Source organism: Rossellomorea sp. LjRoot5, assembly GCF_964253455.1.
In the GTDB taxonomy this organism is placed as follows: domain Bacteria; phylum Bacillota; class Bacilli; order Bacillales; family Bacillaceae_B; genus Rossellomorea.
The window spans coordinates 1,765,776-1,785,128 of sequence record NZ_CAXUQN020000001.1 but is presented as its reverse complement, the minus strand read 5'-3'; the positions used below and the strand labels follow the sequence as shown (position 1 = coordinate 1,785,128).

Here is a 19,353-nt window from a genome sequence, read left to right as displayed (position 1 = left end):
TTCAACTTAAATAAATGGTAATAGAGAAAATATCAAGAAAAGCGGAAGGGGCTTGCTCTGGGGCGACAAGCATATGACGAGTAACCCGGAAAAGGCGTTCTTTGCCTTTTTGGGTGACTTGGCTTATGACCTCGAGCCCCAAGCCCCTGCAGCTGGACAAAGAAAAGCGGAGGCGGCTTGGGCAGAGGCGACAAGCATACGATGATTGGCACAAAGGGTGACGTACAGCAAAATCAGAGTAAAAAAAATAAGTCCAAAATCATTTTTTTGATTTTGGACTTATCCTTTCATACATCAACCTTTTCCAGCTTGGAATCCCGGGTATTTCGTCATGCCCCCATCGGCGATGAGCGTCGTACCCGTGACGTAGCTTGCCTGATCAGAGGCTAGAAATACGGCGCAGGAAGCGACCTGTTCAGGTTCTCCGATGTAGCCGAGGGGAATGAGTTTCTCCACTCCCTTTTTCTTTTCCGGATCGGAAAATTTCTCGGCATTGATCGGTGTATCAATGGCTCCTGGAGCAATATTGTTCACGCGTATCCCATCTGGTGCAAACTCCAGCGCCAGGCTTTCCATCAGCAGTTTCACTCCTCCTTTACTGGCTGCATAATGAGCGAAGTGAGGCCACGGGATGATTTCATGGACAGACGATACATTGATGATCGATCCCTTGATGTGATGTTCGAGCATGTACTTCGCCGCTTCTCGGCATCCGAGGAATGTACCTGTCAAGTTGGTGTTGATGACCCTTTGCCAATCTTCAATCGGCAGGTTTTCAGACGGAACCTCATTTTCGATTCCCGCATTATTTACGTAGATATCCAGACGGCCATACGTCTCATGAGCAAATCGGACAAACTCCTGGACATCCTCTTCTTTTGACACATCCCCTTGAATGATGGAGGCAGTCCCACCTGCTTCTTCGATTTCCTTTACCAGTCCTTCAGGGTTTTCTTCTTCTTTGAAATAATTAATGACCACTTTACAGCCTTCAGAGGCAAACCGTTTAGCAATCGCCTTACCTATACCAGTAGCGGCACCCGTGATGATGACAACCTTATCCGTTAAATCTGTATACATGTTCAATTCCTCCTTAATCTTTCGTAAAGCCCAATAGAACCCCGCCGATGATGATCAGGACACACCCTGCAATGACGAGGAGGATCTGCTTTTTCGATTTCTTTTCCCCTAAGAAGAACAAACCACCGAGAGTGGAAATGACGATTCCCGTTTGGGACAGGGAGAAGCTTGTCGCCACACCGATCCGGGGCAGGGCAAGGAGCAATCCGAGATTCCCGGATGCCCACATAAGTCCGGTTAAAATATTTCGAACCGTGTATTTGTTAAATGGCTTATGCCTGAATGTGATGACAACGGCTCCGATGAACATACCGATTGCCTGTGGTAAAATCGCTTCCCATCCGTCAATATCAAACCATCTTAATATGACGACATAAGCTATGTATCCACAACTGGAAAGGAGCAGCGTCAACAGACCTTTTTTCAATTGAGAGCCTTCATCCCCTTCGGACTTCTGTGTGAATGAGGTGAGAACGACACCGATGATAAGAGCCAGAACCGCCCCGCTTCCAAGGAGAATCGTTTCAGTCGCCTTCCATTCTTTAAATACCAGAACACCAAAGAGCGTCGTTCCGATCAGCTGCATCCCCGTTGAGATCGGCACGGTTTTCGAAACGCCGATGAATTTAACACTTGCCAGCTGGTTCACTTGCCCGACAGCCCAAAAGACGCCGGAAATAAACCCGATGCCCCAGACAAATAACGTTAACTCAGGGGACTTGATGAAGAAGACGCCAATCGCAAACAGCAGTGAACCAACCGTGATCCCAACCGTTTGACTGTAAGCATTCCCTCCAAGTTTTACACTTACAAACACAAGACTTCCCCACGCGACCGCGGGGATCAGGGCTAAAAGAATCCCTATCATACATCCACATCCTTTTTCCGACAATAATCATAGTTTTCCTCTGAAACAAAAATTCTACCCGTTTCGTCTGGAAAAACGTAAAATATTTCTCACTCTCTGATGCATACCCTTCTTCCGTCCCGTATAATCTCAAAAAAAGAAAAGAAAGCGTTGAGGTGAAATCAACGCTTTCTTATTTGGTAGAAGTATGTATCGGAACAATGACCCTTTCATTCTCCACATTCACCATTACATGGACATCACGGTCGAGGGAAAGATCTTTGAATCGTAACGAATAGAGGCCGGTGGGATTTTTTTCGATGGATTGGATGACCACCTGTGAAAACCGGGGATCGCTCATGACTAATTTCACGACAGTCTCTTCGATTTTGCTTTCTTTGTCTGTCAGAAATACCAGTTGGTCCGCCGAAGCTCTCCTGGGATAGGATTCCTTCATCTCCCCATTAAAGATTACATTCACTTTTTTACCCATCTCTATATCTTCTTTATGAAGTTTTTTATCATGATCTGTCAACATGACAGTTTGTTGAGTGAAAGAAAACCAAACATCATTGATCAGCACCTGATTGTTTTCCAATTGGGTGACAAAGCCTATGAAATTTGTGCTGCCCTGAGATGAATTGACCGATGTCGACGGCCCGCAGCCAGTGAATAGTATACAGGAACAAAGTATCATAACAGTCAAACATTTCTTCATAGACTCCCCCCTTATTAGATTAGACGATCGATGGTACTATTTGGTTTCACTATTTTTTGAAAAAAAGGTTATTTCCCACTTTTTCGACAAAAGATGGGAATAATTGATAGAACTTACTTCCTATATTCATCCATCGGGGCAGGTTGATTTCTCTTTTATTGGTAAAAAGTGAATCCACTACCGTCTCCGCGACGAATGCAGGATCAAGCATGAACTTCTCCACATTCTTCACATACGTGCCGGTTTCATCGGCAATGGAGAAGAAGTCTGTGGCGATTGGTCCGGGGTTCACCGCCGTCACCTTCACCCCGTATCGTTTCGCTTCCATCCTTACACTGTTCGTATACCCAAGGACAGCATGCTTGGAAGCGGAATAGGCACTTGATTTCGGAGTGGCAAACTTCCCTGCCTGAGATGCGATATTTATGATGTGGCCAAATCCCTGTTCGCGCATATAAGGAAGGACTTCCCCTGTACATGCCATCAGTCCAAGAACATTCACATCCATCATCCCTTTTACATCTTGAAAGGAAGTAACGTGTGCTTCCTGGAAGATTCCATAACCTGCGTTATTGATCAAGGCATGGATCGATCCAAAGTCCTTCCTGATGGTAGTGAAAACGCGGGGGATTTGATCATAATCCGTTACGTTTAAAGGATATACTTCCACCTTACAGTTGAATTTTGTTGTCAGCTTTTCCTTCAATGCTTGAAGCAGATGGACACGGCGTGCAATCAACGCAAGGTTCCCGCCATTCTCCGCAACCTTTATGGCCATTTGCTCCCCGATTCCTCCCGAGGCACCGGTAATGATAATCGTTTTCCCTTTGATTCTACTGTTCATGTCAGTCACATCTTCCTAAGCAAAATAATAATAGATTCCTTCATGCTTTTCTTTCCGTATAGATTGATTGGATTCCAAATAATCCAATTGCCCGATGGTCTCGGACAATGTCAAACCGAGCTCCTTCCGATACACGGAGGGAAATAACCTCTTGCATATCTCAAATACGGTCACGCGGTTTCCTTTAATCATGCCGAATACATCTCTTGCTCTTTCTTCCTGTTTCCCTAATCTCCTCGGAATCAACCCATGAACATCCGTAACGTTGTCTCCATGTCCTGTGTAGGCAAGGGAAATTGGAAAATCAAAAAGTTTTTTCAATGAAGCATTATACTGCAGCAATGGCTTTGTACGCTCCATCTCCCCTTCAAATGGCGGTTCAATGAGGGGGTTGGGAGAAATAGTGGCGAGAATGTGGTCGCCCGCTATCAGAACGCCATCACGTTCCCTATAAAAGGATAAGTGACTCTGGGCGTGACCAAGGGTTTCAATGACCGACCACCCTCCCATTCCGGGAACGCTATCCCCTTCTGCTATCGCCACATCCAGCTGTCGGTCCCCCATGAATTTCAATGGACTCTTGAACTTGGGGATGGCCGGGAGATACTCTTCAGGCAGCCCTGATTCCATGGCAAGCTTCGTGAAGAAACGGTCATACTCTTCATGGAAGTGATCATCACGCTTGAGCCAGAATCGATTATACGTGTGACCATATACTGTGACGTCGGATGAGAAACGATCAAGCAGGCCTGCGTGATCGGGATGATGATGGGTCAGGACGATTTGTTCGATATCCTGAGGTGTATACCCTAAAAGGGACAATTGTTCAGTCAGCTGCGTCCAGGCCGTATCTGTAAGAGGGCCTGCATCTACCAGGGTCAAGGCATCCCCCTTGACTAAATAAACATTCACATCTCCTACGGCAAAAGGGGTGGAGAGTGTGATTTTTGCGATATCATTCACTAAAGTTGTCATATTTTCACCACATTCTTCATAATAAAAAGGGAAAGCCAACATGGTATCTTCCCGTTTTGTCACTCATTTCCAGAAAATGAATGATCCTTCATTACCTAGTGTACATTTTTTTCAGCATGATGTCATTTTTAAAAAGTGTGAATATACTAAAAATAAGCCCTTGACAGATAAGCTGTATTTCTACGATAATCACCTATAATATAGATTTAATCCATTCATCACCCATTACATAATGATATAGAATAAAGCGATGAGAAAGACTAGTAATGAATAGAAGATGTCAGAGATCAGTGCCCACCGGCTGAAAGGCACCGTCGTCCTCTCTATTTGTGAACCTGCCTTTTGAGCGTCTTAAAACAGAACGTCGTCCAGCGTTAATGGAATTGGAGTGTGTTCATCTTCTTCGTGGAAAATGGACAAAACAAGGTGGTACCACGGAAGCGAGACCCTTTCGTCCTTTATGGATGAAAGGGTCTGTTTTTTTTCAAAAACAGAAGGGGGAATGAGCGAATGAAGACATTATTTATCGGAGCAGGGTCGATGGCTCATGCTTTAATAAGCGGCGCATTGAAAGCGGGAGTATTGAATAATGAAGAAGTATATGTAACCAATCGTGCCAATCACGAGCGTTTAAATAAAATCATGCATGAATTCTGTATCCGAAAGGTAAACCGGGCGTCACGATATGATGTCATCATCCTCGCCATGAAACCAAAGGACTTTCATGAAGCAGCAGATTCTGTCAGACCCTACCTTTCCAAGAATACGCTGATCATCTCTGTACTGGCAGGCATCACCATGGAGCATATAAGCGACAGGCTGGACTTTAAGGGAGCCATCGCGAGAGCCATGCCGAATACAAGTGCAGCCATGGGGAAGTCAGCAACGGCGGTAGCTTTTAATCAGTATCTCTCACCCTCCCAGAAGGAATGGACGAAAACACTATTTCAGTCTGTCGGCATAGCAACGGAGGTAGAAGAAGAGAAATTGGACCTGATCACGGCTCTATCAGGGAGCGGGCCTGCTTATATCTATTACGTAGCCGAAATACTGAAACATGCTGCAGTAGAATTGGGACTGGAAGAGGACCTCGCTGAAAGCCTTGTTACCCAGACGATCGCCGGGGCAAGCGCCATGCTTTCAGAATCCGGATTGGAAGCATGGGAATTAAGAAGGAATGTTACCAGTGCAGGTGGAACGACCGAAGCGGGAATCGCTGCGCTTGAGGACCATCAAGTTAGGGATGCCTTTTTCCAGTGCATTTCTTCCGCAAATAACCGCTCTCAAACACTCGGACATGAATTAAAGGAGAATTCTTTAAAAAAATAAACCTACAGCCGATCATGGTTCGCGGGGATCCCGTTTCAGTGATACCATCAAAGCAAAAAAGAAGTTCTTTGAAAGAGCTAAGGAAGAAGAGAAAATAGAGCACATTCCTTTTCCGGCAAAAGTGTTGTTGATATACTCATGATGAATTACTGTTTAGAAACCCGAAATAAATTCCTCATGGAAAGGTGATTGGAAATGAACGCAAAGCTATTCGAACCATATTCGTTAAAAAATGTTGAAATAAAGAACCGAATCGTCATGGCACCCATGTGCATGTACTCTTCCCACCATGAAGATGGAAAAGTCGAAAACTGGCATCGCACCCACTACACGAGCCGTGCTGTCGGCGGAGTCGGACTCATCATCCTGGAAGCAACAGCGGTTACACCACAGGGAAGAATCTCCCCACAGGATTTAGGAATCTGGGATGACGAACATATCGAAGGCTTAAAAGAGTTGGTGGATCTGATGAAAGAGCAAGGGGCAAAGACCGGCATCCAGCTAGCCCATGCCGGAAGAAAAGCGGTCCTTGAAGGAGACATCCTCGCTCCATCTGCCATTCCATTCAATGATGATATGAAACCCCCCGTTGAAATGACAGCGGATGATATAAAAGAAACCATCACGGCATTCATCAAGGGGGCTGAAAGAGCGAAGAAAGCAGGCTTTGATGTGATTGAGATTCACGGAGCCCACGGATATCTCATCAATGAGTTCCTCTCCCCCCTGTCCAATAAACGAAACGATGAATATGGTGGATCGGCAGAAAACCGCTACCGGTTCCTCCGTGAAATCATTGAAGGGATTCAACAAGTATGGGACGGACCACTCCTTGTGAGGGTATCTGCCAAAGATTATAACGAAGAAGGCTTGAACGTCGAAGACTATGTCGTATTTGCACAATGGATGAAAGAGCAAGGCGTCGATTTGATCGATGTAAGCTCCGGCGCCCTTGTACCTGCACGCATCCCGGTATTCCCCGGCTATCAGGTGAAGCTTGCCGAGACCATCAAGAACGGGGCAGGCATTGACACGGGAGCTGTCGGACTGATTACAACAGGCATCCAGGCGGAAGAAATCCTGCAAAATGACCGGGCGGACCTCGTCCTCCTTGCACGGGAACTGCTTCGGGACCCTTACTGGCCAAGAACAGCGGCCAAAGAACTCGGTGTTGAAATCGAAGCACCTAAACAGTATGAGCGCGGCTGGAAATAAAAAATACGAAAAACAAGAGGGGGGACCAGAAGTCCACCCTCTTGTTTTATTTATTCATACACCTTCTGTACTTCATATCTGAACCCTAGACAACGGTAATTCTGCTTTTGGTACATCCGTCTTGGCGTATCTTCCCCGTCCGCCACCAGAATGATAAACTTGTCAGGGAACCGTTCCATGACAAACCGCTGCAGTCTGCTTCCGATCCCTTTCTTTTGAAACGATTCGTGAACCATCAATCCGTCTATTTCCGCTGAATCTTCTTCGATGATCACATCCACGGATCCGGCCGGCGCCCCTTTATAGAAAGCCAGAAGCTGCATGATACGGGAATTTTCAAAATTCCGCTTATGCATATCCACCTTTTGGTCGGCAAAATCCCGACCATAGTCCATATCCTGCTCATACTGAAAAGAAAGATAATCTTGGAGTTCTTCCTTGCCCACTTCCTTGACCTCAATATCAGGATTCACATCCATCGATGGGAACTGATCTGGTGCAATGGAATAAAGTTCATTGAATCCGACGTCATATCCCTCTTGTTTACAATAATCCATTAGTTCTTGCGAAGGTTTGTGATCTTGAGGAAGAAGAAACTTTACATGCTTCTGGCCTTTTGCCTGATGGAATTCCCGTAAAGAACGGGCGGCTTCAATAAATTCTTCAAGTGTCGGCTGTTTCTTAAATGCTAGAAAGTTACTATCATACCGCGTCAGCATTTCCGGATAATGAATATGTCGATAAAGAGCGTTTTCGGCTATAATATGCCCCGGATTATAAATATGTTCAAATGTAAATGAATTCATCTCGATTCCCCTTTTTCTGTTTAAACGGCATTCCCTACTCCCAAACACGCTGTACAGAAGCGCGGTCTCCTTCCAGCCCGACGATATAGACGTCGGGATTGGATAGAGCGAACAGTTCATTGTAGCCATAGCTTTCATCAAATAACCTGAGGATGAGCGTCGTTAAATTACCATGACTCACACAGACAATGTGTTCCTCTTCTTTTCCCATCACTTCATCGATGAAGGACCTTGCCCGTTCCATCGCCATTTGATTGGATTCTCCACCAGGTAATGAGAGAGAAAAATCCTCAAAACTCCTCTTCAACTTTTCCATCCAATCAGGAAGATCCTGATCGCTCAGCACCCTTTCTCCCAGCCTGTCGTCCTCCCGTATGGAGAGGCCGGAGCGTTCAGCAAAAGGAGCGATGGTGTCCAGTGCCCTGATGAAGGGGCTTGAATAAATCGCTTGAATGGATCGATTTTCTAAAAAGGACGCTAATTGACGTGCCTGACGTTTCCCCTCCTCCGTTAACGGTGCATGAAAGGGCTGTCCTTCCGCTTTCGCGTGACGTACGATATAGATTTCCTTCATTATTCCCACCCTATTTCTTTAAAGGTATGACGTACTCCATGAAATCCCTTGCCATATAGCTTTCCGGGAAGACGTCCCTTGCTTCCTTCTCCAATTCTTCCCATGACTCCTTTGCATAGCGGGAAGAAATATGGGTCAGGAAAAGGCGTCGGGCCCCGGCTAGAAGAGCGGTCTCTCCAGCCTGCTTTGTCGTGGAATGATAATACTCCCGGGCCATCTCTTCTTGATCCCGGTTAAAGGTCGCTTCATGAACCAGGACATCTGCATCCTTAGAAAGGTCCACCGCATTGGAACAAAACCTTGTATCTCCAAGGATCGTGACCACCCGTCCAGGAATCGAAGGTCCGAGAAAATCCTTTCCTTCAATCTCCCTCCCGTCTTCCAGACGAACCGTTTCACCTGATTTTAATTTCTTATAGAGGGGCCCTGGTTGAACGCCCCTTTCACGTAATTGATCCACTTGAAGGACACCTGGCTTATCTTTTTCAAGTACACGATAGCCGAAAGTAGGAAGAGCATGGTCGAGTCCCCTGGCTTCTACACTGAACCCTTCATCTTGAAAGATGACCCCTTCCTTGATTTCCACCACTTCAAGGGGATATTGAAGGTGGGTCCTGCTAACTGAGAGGGAAACCTCGATAAACTCTTTGATCCCCTTAGGACCATATACCGTCAGTTTTGTTTCCCCTCCTTGGAAGGAACGGCTCCCGAGTAACCCCGGCAGCCCGTATATGTGATCACCATGCAGATGGGTAATGAAAATCTTTTCGATCCTTCTTGGTTTCAAGCTTGTATGTAAAATTTGATGCTGGGTCGCTTCCCCACAATCAAATAGCCAAACTGCCCCACGTTCCTCAAGTAATTTCAAAGCGACACTGGTCACATTGCGGAGCTTGGCCGGTACCCCTGCACCCGTACCCAGAAATAATAATTCCACTGTCATCACTCCTCAGATGAGCTATTCTGTCTCCATTTTAGCATAATCCCCGGCTTTTTACCCTTTCCCGGAAAATGAGTCATAAGAATGAAAATTAAAGCCAACATAATGACGAAGAAGGTTACACAAAACATAAAACGTTTTCATCATTCCGTCCTCAGCATATAATTTGCTAAATGAAACAGAAGTCTTTAAAATTAAGTAATTGTATAGGATATTAAATAAGAAGAAACGCATAAATAAGGGTTACAACAAGATAAAGTGAGGTCATGACATTGAATAATCCAACAACACCAACATCTCTGATTACGATTTTTGGAGCGACAGGTGATCTAGCGAAAAGAAAACTATATCCGTCCCTTTATCATTTGTTCCGTAAAGGAAAAATCTCAAAGCGATTTGCCGTCGTAGGTGTGGCACGACGCGAATGGTCAAATGAAGAATTCCAGGAGCACGTAAAGACATCGGTACATAAAGCGTTAGGCAGCGATGAAAACATCGATGAATTTGTGTCACATTTCTATTATCAGCCGAATGATGTGTCTAACAGTGATTCTTACAAAGCATTGAAGAACTTATCCGATGAGCTCGATGAAACATATGAATTAGAAGGCAATCGCGTTTTCTACTTGGCGATGGCTCCTGAATTCTTCGGAACGATTACAGAGCAGTTGAAAAATCAAGGCTTAACCGATACAAAAGGCTTCCAGCGACTTGTGATTGAGAAACCATTCGGTCACGACCTGCCTTCAGCGGAAAAATTGAACAGCCAGATCCGCGAATCATTCTCAGAAGACCAAATTTACCGTATCGATCACTATCTTGGTAAAGAAATGGTGCAGAACATCGAAGTCATCCGTTTTTCCAATGCGATGTTTGAACCATTATGGAATAACCGCTATATCTCCAATATCCAGGTCACTTCATCCGAAGAGCTTGGTGTGGAAGACCGCGGCCGTTATTACGAAAAAAGCGGGGCCCTTCGCGATATGGTTCAAAACCATCTGCTTCAAATGGTTGCATTACTTGCCATGGAGCCCCCGATCAAATTGACGACGGACGAAATCCGCAGTGAAAAAGTACGCGTGTTGCGATCTCTTCGTCCATTTGAACAGGATGAAGTCAAGGATTACTTCGTCAGAGGCCAATACGGTCCTGGTAAAGCAGGAAATGAAGAACTTCCTGGTTACCGCGAAGCTGAAAACGTCGATGATCAGTCCAATACGGAAACCTATGTAGCAGGTAAATTGATGATTGATAACTTCCGTTGGGCAGGTGTCCCGTTCTATATCCGTACCGGAAAAAGAATGGAGACCAAGTCAACGAAAATTGTCATCCAGTTCAAAGATATCCCTATGAACCTGTATTACAACCCGGACAAGCCACTGGCACCGAACCTGCTGGTTATTCACATCCAGCCGGAAGAAGGGATCACCCTGCACCTGAATGTGAAAAAATCCGGACAGAATATCGAAACGACACCAGTAAAACTGAACTTTGCCAACAACAGCGTGGATGGAATGAACACACCTGAGGCATATGAAAAGCTTCTATTCGATTGTCTTCGCGGTGATGCCACGAACTTCACCCATTGGGATGAAGTGAAATTGTCCTGGGCATTCGTCGACAAGATCTCTGAAGTATGGGAACATACACGTGACGGAGAATTCCCTAACTATGAAGCAGGTTCAATGGGACCAAAAGCCGCTGACAACCTGCTTGCAAAAGACGGCTTCTCCTGGTGGCCGATTGCCAACCTCGATGTAGACCAATGCTAAGAAAGGTGTGGAACCAATGAAAATTTATGACGTAACTGCCCCGATCTTTAACGGGATGCCCGTGTACAAAAACAAACCTGAAAAGCAACCAACGATTGAAACAAATACGAACGGCCATGTGACGGAGTCAAGACTCTCCATTGATGTTCATACAGGGACTCATGTCGACGCTCCCCTTCACATGATCAACGACGGCGAAACGATTGAAACCATCGATATCGAGAAGCTCGTTCGCCCTGTTAAAGTATTTGATGTAACGGAAGCCGATGAAAAAATCAGCCTGAAGGATATTGAAGGATTAGAGATTGAAGAGAATGACTTCATCCTCTTCAAAACAAAGAATTCATGGGATACGGAATTCAACTTTGACTTCATCTATGTAGCAGAAGACGCTGCCGCATATCTTGCTGAGCAAAAGATTGCAGGCGTCGGGATCGATGCCCTTGGAATCGAGCGGGCCCAGGAAGGTCACCCGACTCACCGCAGCCTGATGGGAAGCGGCGTCATCATCATGGAAGGCCTTCAGTTGAAGGACATCAAAGCCGGCCAATACTTCATGGTGGCGGCACCACTAAAAATTCAAAACACCGATGCATCACCCGCACGCGTGCTGTTGTTTGATGAAATGATCGGGTAAACGTTAGATATAGGACTCTCTGGCTAATTGCCGGGGAGTTCTTTTAATGTAAACACAAAAAAAGGTGCCTCATTCAAAGAGACACCTAGTACTATCTTAATACAATTTTTTCAGCGCTTCCTTATCAAACGGCAGCAGGTCATCCGCCTTGCCTTCTTCCACTTTCATCACCCATTCAGGGTCCTGAAGGAGTGAGCGTCCGATTGCGACCAAGTCGAATTCTCCACTGTCCAGCCTCTCGATCAGACCATCCAGGCTAGTCGTATCCGCCCCCGAGAAGCTCGTGAATTCTCCATCCAGTCCAACCGATCCAACCGATATGACGGGTTTACCTGTCAGCTTTTTCGTCCAGCCGGCGAGATTCAAGTCAGATCCTTCAAATTCAGGCTCCCAGAAACGGCGTGTCGAGCAATGGAAAATATCCACGCCTGCTTTCACAAGAGGCTCCAGGAAACGCTCCAGCTCATCTGGCGTCGTTGTAAGCTTTGCGTTGAAATCATTCATTTTCCATTGTGAAAAACGGAAAATGATCGGGAAATCGGGTCCCACTTCGCGTCGGCAGGCCTCAACCACCTCGACGGCAAACCGGGTTCTACCGACCAGATTTCCTCCATAACGATCAGTACGACGGTTTGTATTCTTCCAGAAAAACTGATCGATTAAATATCCATGTGCCCCGTGCAATTCTATGCCGTCGAAGCCTATGCGTTTCGCATCTGCAGCAGCTTGGGCGTACGCTTCCACCATCTGGACGACTTCCTCTTCCGACATAGGCTCCGTGATTTCTTCACCTGAAAGACTTAGTCCTGATGGTCCAACAGGAAAGGCTTCTTCATTTGGAAGCTCCCCCTTTTTACGGGTCATCCCCACATGCCAAAGCTGTGGAACGATCTTTCCTCCTGCTTGATGGACTTTCTTTACGACGTTTTCCCATCCATTCAGTGATTCTTCACCGTGGAACAGAGGGATGCTCGCTCCTGAAACGGAAGATGGGTGATTGATTCCCGTTCCCTCCGTGACAATCAATCCAACACCATTTTCAGCTCTGCGGCGATAGTAAGCGGCAACGTCATCACCCGGGACCCCATTTGGCGAAAAGCCCCGTGTCATTGGCGCCATCACTGTGCGGTTGGATAACTGTAGTTTCTCACTATGGAATGGTCTAAATAATGGATCTGTCGATGTATTGGTTTGACTCATTGAAATGCCTCCTCTTTTCTTGATGCTAGTTTCATTATTTCAAACCCGTGCAGAAAATCAAAGAAATCTGTTTCAAACCGGCCAATTCACCCTTTTGTAATTCTCTCGAAAGTGCATGGATCGCTTTTATCACTTGCCCCCCCTCAAAAAAGGGAGCTATTTTAACATCTTCCTAAGTAAATCCAACTCGTGCGTGGAGAAGTCCTTCTCTCCATAGCGAACTTTTTCATAAATGGGAATGATGTCTACAGGTCCCTTGATCCGTTTGAACCATTCCTGGATCGTTTCGTGGTTCTTTTTCCTGTTTAGGATGTTTAAATGACTCTCCCATTCTTTCAGCATCTGACGGATTTCATTCAACTTCTCATCAGAGAGGGTAAAGGAGGTCTCCTCTTCACGGGCTAATTGATCATGGTGAACGGCATGCCGGTTGACCGATGTTTCTGGAAATTCTTTTTTTATCACTTTCCTTTTTTTCTTATGGCGAAGATACCAGAAGAGGCAAGCAACCGTTAGAACCACGAAGATCCCGTATTCCTTTACTACATCTATAAAACTTTTCTCAGATCCGATTTCACCTGAAAAAGGGTCGACGAACCATGGTAAATATTCATCCACAACGATCGGCTTATCGAGTCGCCTGTCAGAAATCGTTCTGCCTTCTTTCCCGGGACCCAGATTGAGATCCCTTTCTCCACCGTTATCCTCTACATAGTAAAACCCTTTGATCTTTTCAGTCGTATCATTAAAGACTTCCATCAAAACCAAGCTTGCAACTGCACAGACAAAAATAAAAAGAAATGTTATCCCTACTCTTTTCAACATGACAACCTCCTCTCATTCCTCTCTCACCGTTTGATATGCAAAAGCTGTTCACGCCTTGTCGGCTCAGGCGGAGTTCCGATGACCAAGCCGAGTGACTTGCTGTCTTTCGCCTTCAGTGAAAGTTGATAAAAGCGGTCGGTTGAGAAGAATCTCCCATTTGGATCGATGACTGCAAGCGTCTCGGCAAGCTTCCTCAGTTGTGTGCGGTCAAGGTCGTTTCTGAGGCGCAAGACGTCATGTTGTTCGGTGGCATAATTAATCCACAGTTCCACCTTGCATCCTTCTTTAATCAAATACAGGCAGACCGATACGGTGTACTCAATCAGTTCCTCCATATCCTTTCTGAGGTGAAACTGACCCGCTCCGACCATGTTAAGGAAGATGGAATAGATATCTCCGTGGACTTTCTGGTATTTTTTTGCAAGAAGCTTGTTTTCTTTGGCTGTCGCAAGCCAGTGGATGTGCCTGAAACTTTCGTTTTCATACTCTTTGGTCCCTATGATGCTCGTCTCATCCAGAAACAGGGAGTAGGTGGTCTGTTTATATCCCTGAAGCATGGATTTCAGCTTCAAGTCATGGATCTTTCCTATCCGGGGAAGAACTTTGAATGAGGGGAGTTCGTCCTCCCCATATTCCATACGATACGCTCGCAGGGACAGCGGATCTCCCAGGATAAATTCAAGATTGCTCAAGCGGTGGTTCCCCCTGCCTTTTCCCTTTAGGACAACAGGTATCGTCTTTTGAGATTTAGCCGGGAGGTCCAGGGACAGTGAGTACATGCTGCTCTCACCATCAATGCTTGTGAACACGAGGTCATGATCACTTCTCGTCTCTATGTTCATTTTAAGACGATACAAAGGGAGCACAGAATCATTCCTGATATCAATATAGCAGGTCACCGCTTCGTCGATGCTTGAGGCTTCATGGTATTTCTTTACGCTCCACGAGATTTTAGTATGCTGGATGTTCAAGTAGATCCTCGAGAATAGAGCGAAAGATAGAATCAGGAAGAAAAGAAACACAAGGAAACTATACCCTGCGAAACTGCTGATGATGATGAGGATCACGTTCAAGATCAAGACCAGTGGCGCGAAGATAAAGGGTGGGTCTTTATGGACTTTCATGGTGTTTCGACCGGGACGGAAGTGAGGTCAAGGATTTCATGTATGATTGCTTCTTTCGATGACTTCACTTCCCCCTCCACATTCAAGGAAATTCTGTGAGCCAATAGAGGCAGTGCCAATGCCTTCACATCTTCCGGCGTGCAGAAATCCCTTCCGTACAGGAAGGCCCTTGACTGAATCGCCCTCATGAAGGCAATAGATCCACGAGGACTCACCCCGACATCCACATAGTTATGCTTCCTGGTCTGTTGAACGATGTCCATCAAATAATCCTCTATTTCTTCCGAGACAAGGACATCTTTTACACTCTGTTTTAACTGGATAATATCATCAATGGAAATGACACTCCCGATGGTTTCAAGGGGATTGGACGAACGGAATCTTCTTAACATCATTTTTTCTTTTTCAGGAGACGGATATCCCTGTTTGATCGTCAATAGAAAGCGATCAAGCTGTGCGTCCGGCAGTGGGAACGTACCGACGGAGTCAAATGGGTTCTGAGTGGCGATGACGCAGAAAGGTTGTGGTAAATGGTAGGTGACTCCACCAAGTGTCACTGTCTTTTCTTCCATTAACTCGAGTAGTGCCGACTGAGTACGGGGTACTGCCCGGTTGATTTCATCAATAAGAAGGACATTATTGAATACCGGTCCTTTCCTGACTTTAAAGTCACTCGTTTTCACGTCGAAGTATTCCTGCCCGACAATATCGGAAGGGAGGGTGTCCGGGGTGAATTGCAGACGGTTGAAGGTTCCATCAATACTCTTTGAAAAGCATTTTGCCATGGTGGTCTTCCCCGTTCCCGGTACATCTTCCAACAATACATGACCGTCGCTCAATAAGGCAATGATCATTAATTCTATCTCATTCTCTTTATCAATCATGACTTTGGCTATATTTTCTTTAATCGATTGAAGCATCTCGCCACCCCTATCTGAATATGTAATATAATGGTAACATATACCAGCTCATTATGGAGTATCTTCTCAGAAAATTCAGTGTTTTTTTCACAATTAAAAGCCCCTCTCTTCATCAGAAAGGGGCTTAAATCATTCAATTATTTCATCCACTCCGTATGGAAAATGCCTTCTTTGTCCACACGTTCGTAGGTATGAGCACCGAAGTAGTCCCGCTGCGCCTGGATCAAATTCGCAGGAAGCGTTTCTGTACGGTAGCTGTCATAATAAGATAGGGCTGCCGAGAAGCCGGGAACCGGTACGCCATTCTGGACGGCTACACTGATAACTTCGCGGAGTGCGTATTGATAGCTTTCGACGATCTCTTTGAAGTAAGGATCGAGTAAAAGGTTAGTGAGATTGGACTCACGGTCATATGCTTCTTTAATCTTCTGCAGGAACTGTGCACGGATGATGCACCCTCCGCAGAAGATCATGGCGATATCACCGTACTCGAGATCCCATTTGTACTCATCAGACGCAGAACGCATTTGGGCGAAGCCTTGCGCATATGAACAGATCTTACTCATGTAAAGGGCTTTGCGAATCGATTCGACCAATGCTTTCTTATCGCCATCGAATGGTTTCGTATCAGGGCCTTTCAACATCTTACTCGCTTTGACACGTTCATCTTTAATCGCTGAAATGAAACGGGCGAAGACAGACTCGGTGATGATAGGTAAGGAAACACCTAGATCCAACGCACTTTGGCTTGTCCATTTACCCGTCCCCTTTTGACCTGCTTTATCGAGGATGACATCTACCATCGGCTTGCCGGTTTCTTCATCTTTCTTGGTAAAGATATCTGCTGTGATTTCGATGAGATAGCTGTCAAGCTCGCCTTTATTCCAGTCGGCAAACACTTCATGCAGTTCTTCCGCACTTAAGCCGAGGACATTTTTCATAAGGAAGTAGGATTCCGCGATCAGCTGCATATCTCCGTATTCAATGCCGTTGTGCACCATTTTCACATAGTGACCTGCGCCATCGGGACCGATATACGTCGTACAAGGATCTCCGTCGACCTTCGCTGCGATATCTTTCAGGATAGGTGCCACGAGATCATATGCTTCCTTCTGTCCTCCAGGCATGATGGATGGACCTGTCAGGGCGCCTTCCTCCCCACCGGACACACCCGTCCCGATAAAATGGATACCAAGTTCGCTTAGTTCCTGATTGCGGCGACGGGTATCCTCGAAGAACGTATTTCCCCCATCGATCAGGATGTCACCTTTTTCAAGGTAGGGTTTTAATTGTTCGATGGTCGCATCAGTCGGATTTCCCGCCTTGACCATCAGAAGAATCTTCCGAGGTTTTTCCAATGAGTTGACGAATTCCTCGATTGTATATGTAGGATTGACATTCTTGCCCTTCGATTCGCTCATCATTTCATCCGTTTTCTCACTGGAACGATTGTAAACAGAAACAGAGTACCCCCTGCTTTCAATATTCCATGCCAAGTTTTTTCCCATAACGGCTAATCCGATAACACCAATTTCCTGAGCCATAACATCAACATCCTTTCATCTAAAGAATCATGATTTTATTACTTCTTCCGTTTCATCAAATCAATGACCGAAGTCTTTTTCAATCTAACAAGAATGGGTCACTGATGCAAATAATCCGATTGAGAAGTACGTTACTGTTATAAGGTATCCCCTTTTACAACTGTCATTCCCGTAAAAAGTCTTTGTTGAAGCTTGTGTCCTGTTTCTGGTCATAAGACTTTTTCTTATTCTTGGCTTTAATCCCTTGAGAGATGGAATCTTTCCCAAACTTGTCATGGAGCTTGGATAATACGTTGTAGAGTGGTTCCTTTTCGGCGAATTTCTTATAAGAAAATAAGTCCAGTTGTTCCGTGGCTTCGCTCTTCTCCACTACATCCTGTGCCGTGACCCCCAGGAGCCTGACGGGATCCCCATCCCAATGCTTCAGGAATAAGTCTTTCGCATGGTGAAATAGGTCTTCTTTTCTATAGATGGGGTTTGCAACCTTTTTGCTTCTTGTGATGGTCTTCCTGGATTTATCCCGGATCATCAGCTGGATCGTCGTACCAAGTACATCTTTTTGTTGAAGTCGCGACGACACCTTCGCACACAGCGTTTCGACAACCATTAAAAGCTCATGCTGATTCGTTGTATCCTTAGGCAAGGTAGTGGAATTGCCCACGCTCTTATAATCATAAATCGACTCTGGGTCCACATTCCTTCTGTCGATTCCATTGGCTCGCTCTTTAAGACGGAGTCCGTTGATCCCGAGCAGTGACTTCAACTGGATATCGTTGGCATGGGCAAGGTCGCTGCACGTATGGATACCGATTGAATTCAGCTTCTCGGCAGTCTTCTGACCGATCCCGTGCATTTCAATGACGGGGAGCGGCCACAGCCTATTCGGGATGTCCCTTTTACGCAACACGGTGATTCCCATAGGCTTCTTCATATCTGAAGCCGTTTTCGCCAAGAATTTATTGGGCGCCACACCTATACTGCAAGGAAGGTCTAACTGACCCTTGATCTGGGCCTGGATGTCTGAGGCAATTTGTAATGGAGTTCCTTTCTCGAAGGAATCCGTTATATCCAGATACCCTTCATCAATCGAAACGGGTTCCACTAATTCTGTATATTGTCTGAGGATATCGAATATTCCTTTGGAGGCGGCACGGTAACGGTCGAAGTTGGGTGTCATGATAACCAGATCCGGACATAATTTTTTTGCCTCCCAAAGAGGCATCGTCGTTTTCACTCCAAAGCCCCTGGCTTCGTAGCTGCATGTCACGATGATGCCCCGTCTTTCCTGGGGGTTCCCGGCTATAGCCAGGGGTTTCCCCCGCAGAGTAGGATCATAGGCCATTTCTACAGAGGCATAAAAACTGTTCATGTCAACATGAAGGATCACTCGTCCGTTTTTGGGATAGTGTGAGTTCATTTCAATCGCGGCTTTCTTTGTCTAGTTTTGATGTGTTTTTTGCTCGTCCACATAATCCTTTATTTCTTTTATACCTTCTAAGCTCTCTACTAAAACATCGGGATCGATTTGGGTTAAAAGAGAATCTTCAAGATTGATGATCCCTGAAAAATAGGTTGTTTTCGAATAAGCAAGTAAACCGACATTTGTAATCGACTCATCGGGCACTTCAAGGATTTCCTTTGCTTCGGTCACGACCAAACCGACCTGCATCGTTTTCGTCTGGACGACGAGGAGAAACATTCCTTTTTCAGCAATCGCAGGGGTGTTATATAGGATGTTCCCTAAATCAAGGACCGGAATCAGCTCTCCCCTGACCTTTACAAGTCCCAGAACAAATGGGGGTAAGTGAGGGATCGCCCTGATCTCCTCCACCTTTTCAATGGATACTACGTTCTCAATCGGTAGAGCATATTCTTCTTTTCCGGCATGAAATACAACTACTTTCGGCAATGTATAACGTCCCCTCTCGCATTTCGGATATGTATACTACTAATGTACCATATTTCAGAAAGGTAGGTGCTAATATGAATGAAGAAATGTC

Annotated in this window: 20 protein-coding genes; 5 read left to right on the top strand and 15 right to left on the bottom strand. The window is 45.6% G+C overall.

Annotated elements, in window-relative coordinates:
* Nucleotides 1–73: 73 nt before the first annotated feature.
* Nucleotides 74–205: a hypothetical protein gene (locus tag ACSQ2E_RS09070; RefSeq protein WP_435990232.1), complete on the top strand. Its 132-nt coding sequence runs from the start codon at nt 74–76 to the stop codon at nt 203–205.
* 89 nt (nt 206–294) lie between these two features.
* Here ACSQ2E_RS09070 and ACSQ2E_RS09065 read toward each other — a convergent pair whose 3' ends face one another.
* From ACSQ2E_RS09065 to ACSQ2E_RS09045, 5 genes are all read right to left on the bottom strand, one after another.
* The gene (locus ACSQ2E_RS09065) at nt 295–1,080 is read right to left on the bottom strand and encodes a glucose-1-dehydrogenase (protein WP_435990231.1); all 786 of its coding nucleotides are present in this window, start codon (nt 1,078–1,080) and stop codon (nt 295–297) included.
* A gap of 13 nt (nt 1,081–1,093) precedes the next feature.
* Complete coding sequence (locus ACSQ2E_RS09060) at nt 1,094–1,945, bottom strand: GRP family sugar transporter (protein ID WP_435994473.1); 852 nt, start codon at nt 1,943–1,945, stop codon at nt 1,094–1,096.
* Nucleotides 1,946–2,120: 175 nt separating this feature from the next.
* Complete coding sequence (locus ACSQ2E_RS09055) at nt 2,121–2,645, bottom strand: DUF3221 domain-containing protein (RefSeq protein ID WP_435990230.1); 525 nt, start codon at nt 2,643–2,645, stop codon at nt 2,121–2,123.
* Between the two features lie 49 nt (nt 2,646–2,694).
* Complete coding sequence (locus tag ACSQ2E_RS09050; protein ID WP_435990229.1) at nt 2,695–3,489, bottom strand: SDR family NAD(P)-dependent oxidoreductase; 795 nt, start codon at nt 3,487–3,489, stop codon at nt 2,695–2,697.
* A gap of 15 nt (nt 3,490–3,504) precedes the next feature.
* Complete coding sequence (locus ACSQ2E_RS09045; RefSeq protein ID WP_435990228.1) at nt 3,505–4,464, bottom strand: MBL fold metallo-hydrolase; 960 nt, start codon at nt 4,462–4,464, stop codon at nt 3,505–3,507.
* 510 nt (nt 4,465–4,974) lie between these two features.
* Between ACSQ2E_RS09045 and proC the strand changes: the two genes are divergently transcribed.
* Nucleotides 4,975–5,793: a pyrroline-5-carboxylate reductase gene (gene proC, locus ACSQ2E_RS09040; protein WP_435990227.1), complete on the top strand. Its 819-nt coding sequence runs from the start codon at nt 4,975–4,977 to the stop codon at nt 5,791–5,793.
* Between the two features lie 195 nt (nt 5,794–5,988).
* Nucleotides 5,989–7,008, top strand: coding sequence for an NADPH dehydrogenase NamA (gene namA / locus ACSQ2E_RS09035; RefSeq protein WP_435990226.1), 1,020 nt, complete (start codon nt 5,989–5,991; stop codon nt 7,006–7,008).
* Nucleotides 7,009–7,058: 50 nt separating this feature from the next.
* Here the strand turns inward: namA and ACSQ2E_RS09030 are convergent, their stop codons facing one another.
* Genes ACSQ2E_RS09030 through rnz form a run of 3 tightly spaced genes read right to left on the bottom strand, consistent with a single transcriptional unit; the run spans nt 7,059 to nt 9,325 of the window.
* Nucleotides 7,059–7,814 carry a GNAT family N-acetyltransferase gene (locus ACSQ2E_RS09030; RefSeq protein WP_435990225.1) on the bottom strand — a complete coding sequence of 252 codons (756 nt, stop codon included), beginning with the start codon at nt 7,812–7,814 and terminating at the stop codon, nt 7,059–7,061.
* Between the two features lie 34 nt (nt 7,815–7,848).
* Nucleotides 7,849–8,388, bottom strand: coding sequence for a histidine phosphatase family protein (locus ACSQ2E_RS09025; protein ID WP_435990224.1), 540 nt, complete (start codon nt 8,386–8,388; stop codon nt 7,849–7,851).
* A gap of 10 nt (nt 8,389–8,398) precedes the next feature.
* Nucleotides 8,399–9,325, bottom strand: coding sequence for a ribonuclease Z (gene rnz / locus ACSQ2E_RS09020; protein WP_435990223.1), 927 nt, complete (start codon nt 9,323–9,325; stop codon nt 8,399–8,401).
* A 275-nt stretch (nt 9,326–9,600) separates the two neighbouring features.
* Between rnz and zwf the strand changes: the two genes are divergently transcribed.
* Nucleotides 9,601–11,103, top strand: a complete 1,503-nt coding sequence (gene zwf, locus ACSQ2E_RS09015) for a glucose-6-phosphate dehydrogenase (RefSeq protein WP_435990222.1) — start codon at nt 9,601–9,603, stop codon at nt 11,101–11,103.
* A 16-nt stretch (nt 11,104–11,119) separates the two neighbouring features.
* Nucleotides 11,120–11,740, top strand: coding sequence for a cyclase family protein (locus ACSQ2E_RS09010; protein WP_435990221.1), 621 nt, complete (start codon nt 11,120–11,122; stop codon nt 11,738–11,740).
* A gap of 96 nt (nt 11,741–11,836) precedes the next feature.
* Here ACSQ2E_RS09010 and ACSQ2E_RS09005 read toward each other — a convergent pair whose 3' ends face one another.
* The 7 genes from ACSQ2E_RS09005 to ACSQ2E_RS08975 form a co-directional block, all read right to left on the bottom strand.
* The gene (locus ACSQ2E_RS09005; RefSeq protein ID WP_435990220.1) at nt 11,837–12,940 is read right to left on the bottom strand and encodes an NADH:flavin oxidoreductase; all 1,104 of its coding nucleotides are present in this window, start codon (nt 12,938–12,940) and stop codon (nt 11,837–11,839) included.
* Between the two features lie 156 nt (nt 12,941–13,096).
* Nucleotides 13,097–13,765: a hypothetical protein gene (locus ACSQ2E_RS09000; protein WP_435990219.1), complete on the bottom strand. Its 669-nt coding sequence runs from the start codon at nt 13,763–13,765 to the stop codon at nt 13,097–13,099.
* A 23-nt stretch (nt 13,766–13,788) separates the two neighbouring features.
* Nucleotides 13,789–14,889: a hypothetical protein gene (locus ACSQ2E_RS08995; protein ID WP_435990218.1), complete on the bottom strand. Its 1,101-nt coding sequence runs from the start codon at nt 14,887–14,889 to the stop codon at nt 13,789–13,791.
* Nucleotides 14,886–15,809 (bottom strand): AAA family ATPase, encoded by a 924-nt coding sequence (locus tag ACSQ2E_RS08990; protein WP_435990217.1) that lies wholly within the window; start codon nt 15,807–15,809, stop codon nt 14,886–14,888. The genes ACSQ2E_RS08995 and ACSQ2E_RS08990 overlap by 4 nt, the downstream gene beginning before the upstream one ends.
* Before the next feature lie 137 nt (nt 15,810–15,946).
* Nucleotides 15,947–17,353: an NADP-dependent phosphogluconate dehydrogenase gene (gndA, locus tag ACSQ2E_RS08985; RefSeq protein ID WP_435990216.1), complete on the bottom strand. Its 1,407-nt coding sequence runs from the start codon at nt 17,351–17,353 to the stop codon at nt 15,947–15,949.
* A 163-nt stretch (nt 17,354–17,516) separates the two neighbouring features.
* Nucleotides 17,517–18,770 carry a DNA polymerase IV gene (locus ACSQ2E_RS08980; RefSeq protein ID WP_435990215.1) on the bottom strand — a complete coding sequence of 418 codons (1,254 nt, stop codon included), beginning with the start codon at nt 18,768–18,770 and terminating at the stop codon, nt 17,517–17,519.
* A gap of 21 nt (nt 18,771–18,791) precedes the next feature.
* Nucleotides 18,792–19,262, bottom strand: coding sequence for a chemotaxis protein CheW (locus ACSQ2E_RS08975; RefSeq protein ID WP_435990214.1), 471 nt, complete (start codon nt 19,260–19,262; stop codon nt 18,792–18,794).
* Nucleotides 19,263–19,353: the final 91 nt, after the last annotated feature.

What these genes read in the sequence shown, in the direction of transcription:
- ACSQ2E_RS09070 (WP_435990232.1), top strand. Translation starts at nt 74, where the DNA reads ATGACGAGTAACCCGGAAAAGGCGTTCTTTGCCTTTTTGGGTGACTTG.
- ACSQ2E_RS09065 (WP_435990231.1), bottom strand. Translation starts at nt 1,080, where the DNA reads ATGTATACAGATTTAACGGATAAGGTTGTCATCATCACGGGTGCCGCT.
- ACSQ2E_RS09055 (WP_435990230.1), bottom strand. Translation starts at nt 2,645, where the DNA reads ATGAAGAAATGTTTGACTGTTATGATACTTTGTTCCTGTATACTATTC.
- ACSQ2E_RS09050 (WP_435990229.1), bottom strand. Translation starts at nt 3,489, where the DNA reads ATGAACAGTAGAATCAAAGGGAAAACGATTATCATTACCGGTGCCTCG.
- ACSQ2E_RS09045 (WP_435990228.1), bottom strand. Translation starts at nt 4,464, where the DNA reads ATGACAACTTTAGTGAATGATATCGCAAAAATCACACTCTCCACCCCT.
- proC (WP_435990227.1), top strand. Translation starts at nt 4,975, where the DNA reads ATGAAGACATTATTTATCGGAGCAGGGTCGATGGCTCATGCTTTAATA.
- namA (WP_435990226.1), top strand. Translation starts at nt 5,989, where the DNA reads ATGAACGCAAAGCTATTCGAACCATATTCGTTAAAAAATGTTGAAATA.
- ACSQ2E_RS09030 (WP_435990225.1), bottom strand. Translation starts at nt 7,814, where the DNA reads ATGAATTCATTTACATTTGAACATATTTATAATCCGGGGCATATTATA.
- ACSQ2E_RS09025 (WP_435990224.1), bottom strand. Translation starts at nt 8,388, where the DNA reads ATGAAGGAAATCTATATCGTACGTCACGCGAAAGCGGAAGGACAGCCC.
- ACSQ2E_RS09010 (WP_435990221.1), top strand. Translation starts at nt 11,120, where the DNA reads ATGAAAATTTATGACGTAACTGCCCCGATCTTTAACGGGATGCCCGTG.
- ACSQ2E_RS09005 (WP_435990220.1), bottom strand. Translation starts at nt 12,940, where the DNA reads ATGAGTCAAACCAATACATCGACAGATCCATTATTTAGACCATTCCAT.
- ACSQ2E_RS09000 (WP_435990219.1), bottom strand. Translation starts at nt 13,765, where the DNA reads ATGTTGAAAAGAGTAGGGATAACATTTCTTTTTATTTTTGTCTGTGCA.
- ACSQ2E_RS08995 (WP_435990218.1), bottom strand. Translation starts at nt 14,889, where the DNA reads ATGAAAGTCCATAAAGACCCACCCTTTATCTTCGCGCCACTGGTCTTG.
- ACSQ2E_RS08990 (WP_435990217.1), bottom strand. Translation starts at nt 15,809, where the DNA reads ATGCTTCAATCGATTAAAGAAAATATAGCCAAAGTCATGATTGATAAA.
- gndA (WP_435990216.1), bottom strand. Translation starts at nt 17,353, where the DNA reads ATGGCTCAGGAAATTGGTGTTATCGGATTAGCCGTTATGGGAAAAAAC.
- ACSQ2E_RS08980 (WP_435990215.1), bottom strand. Translation starts at nt 18,770, where the DNA reads ATGAACTCACACTATCCCAAAAACGGACGAGTGATCCTTCATGTTGAC.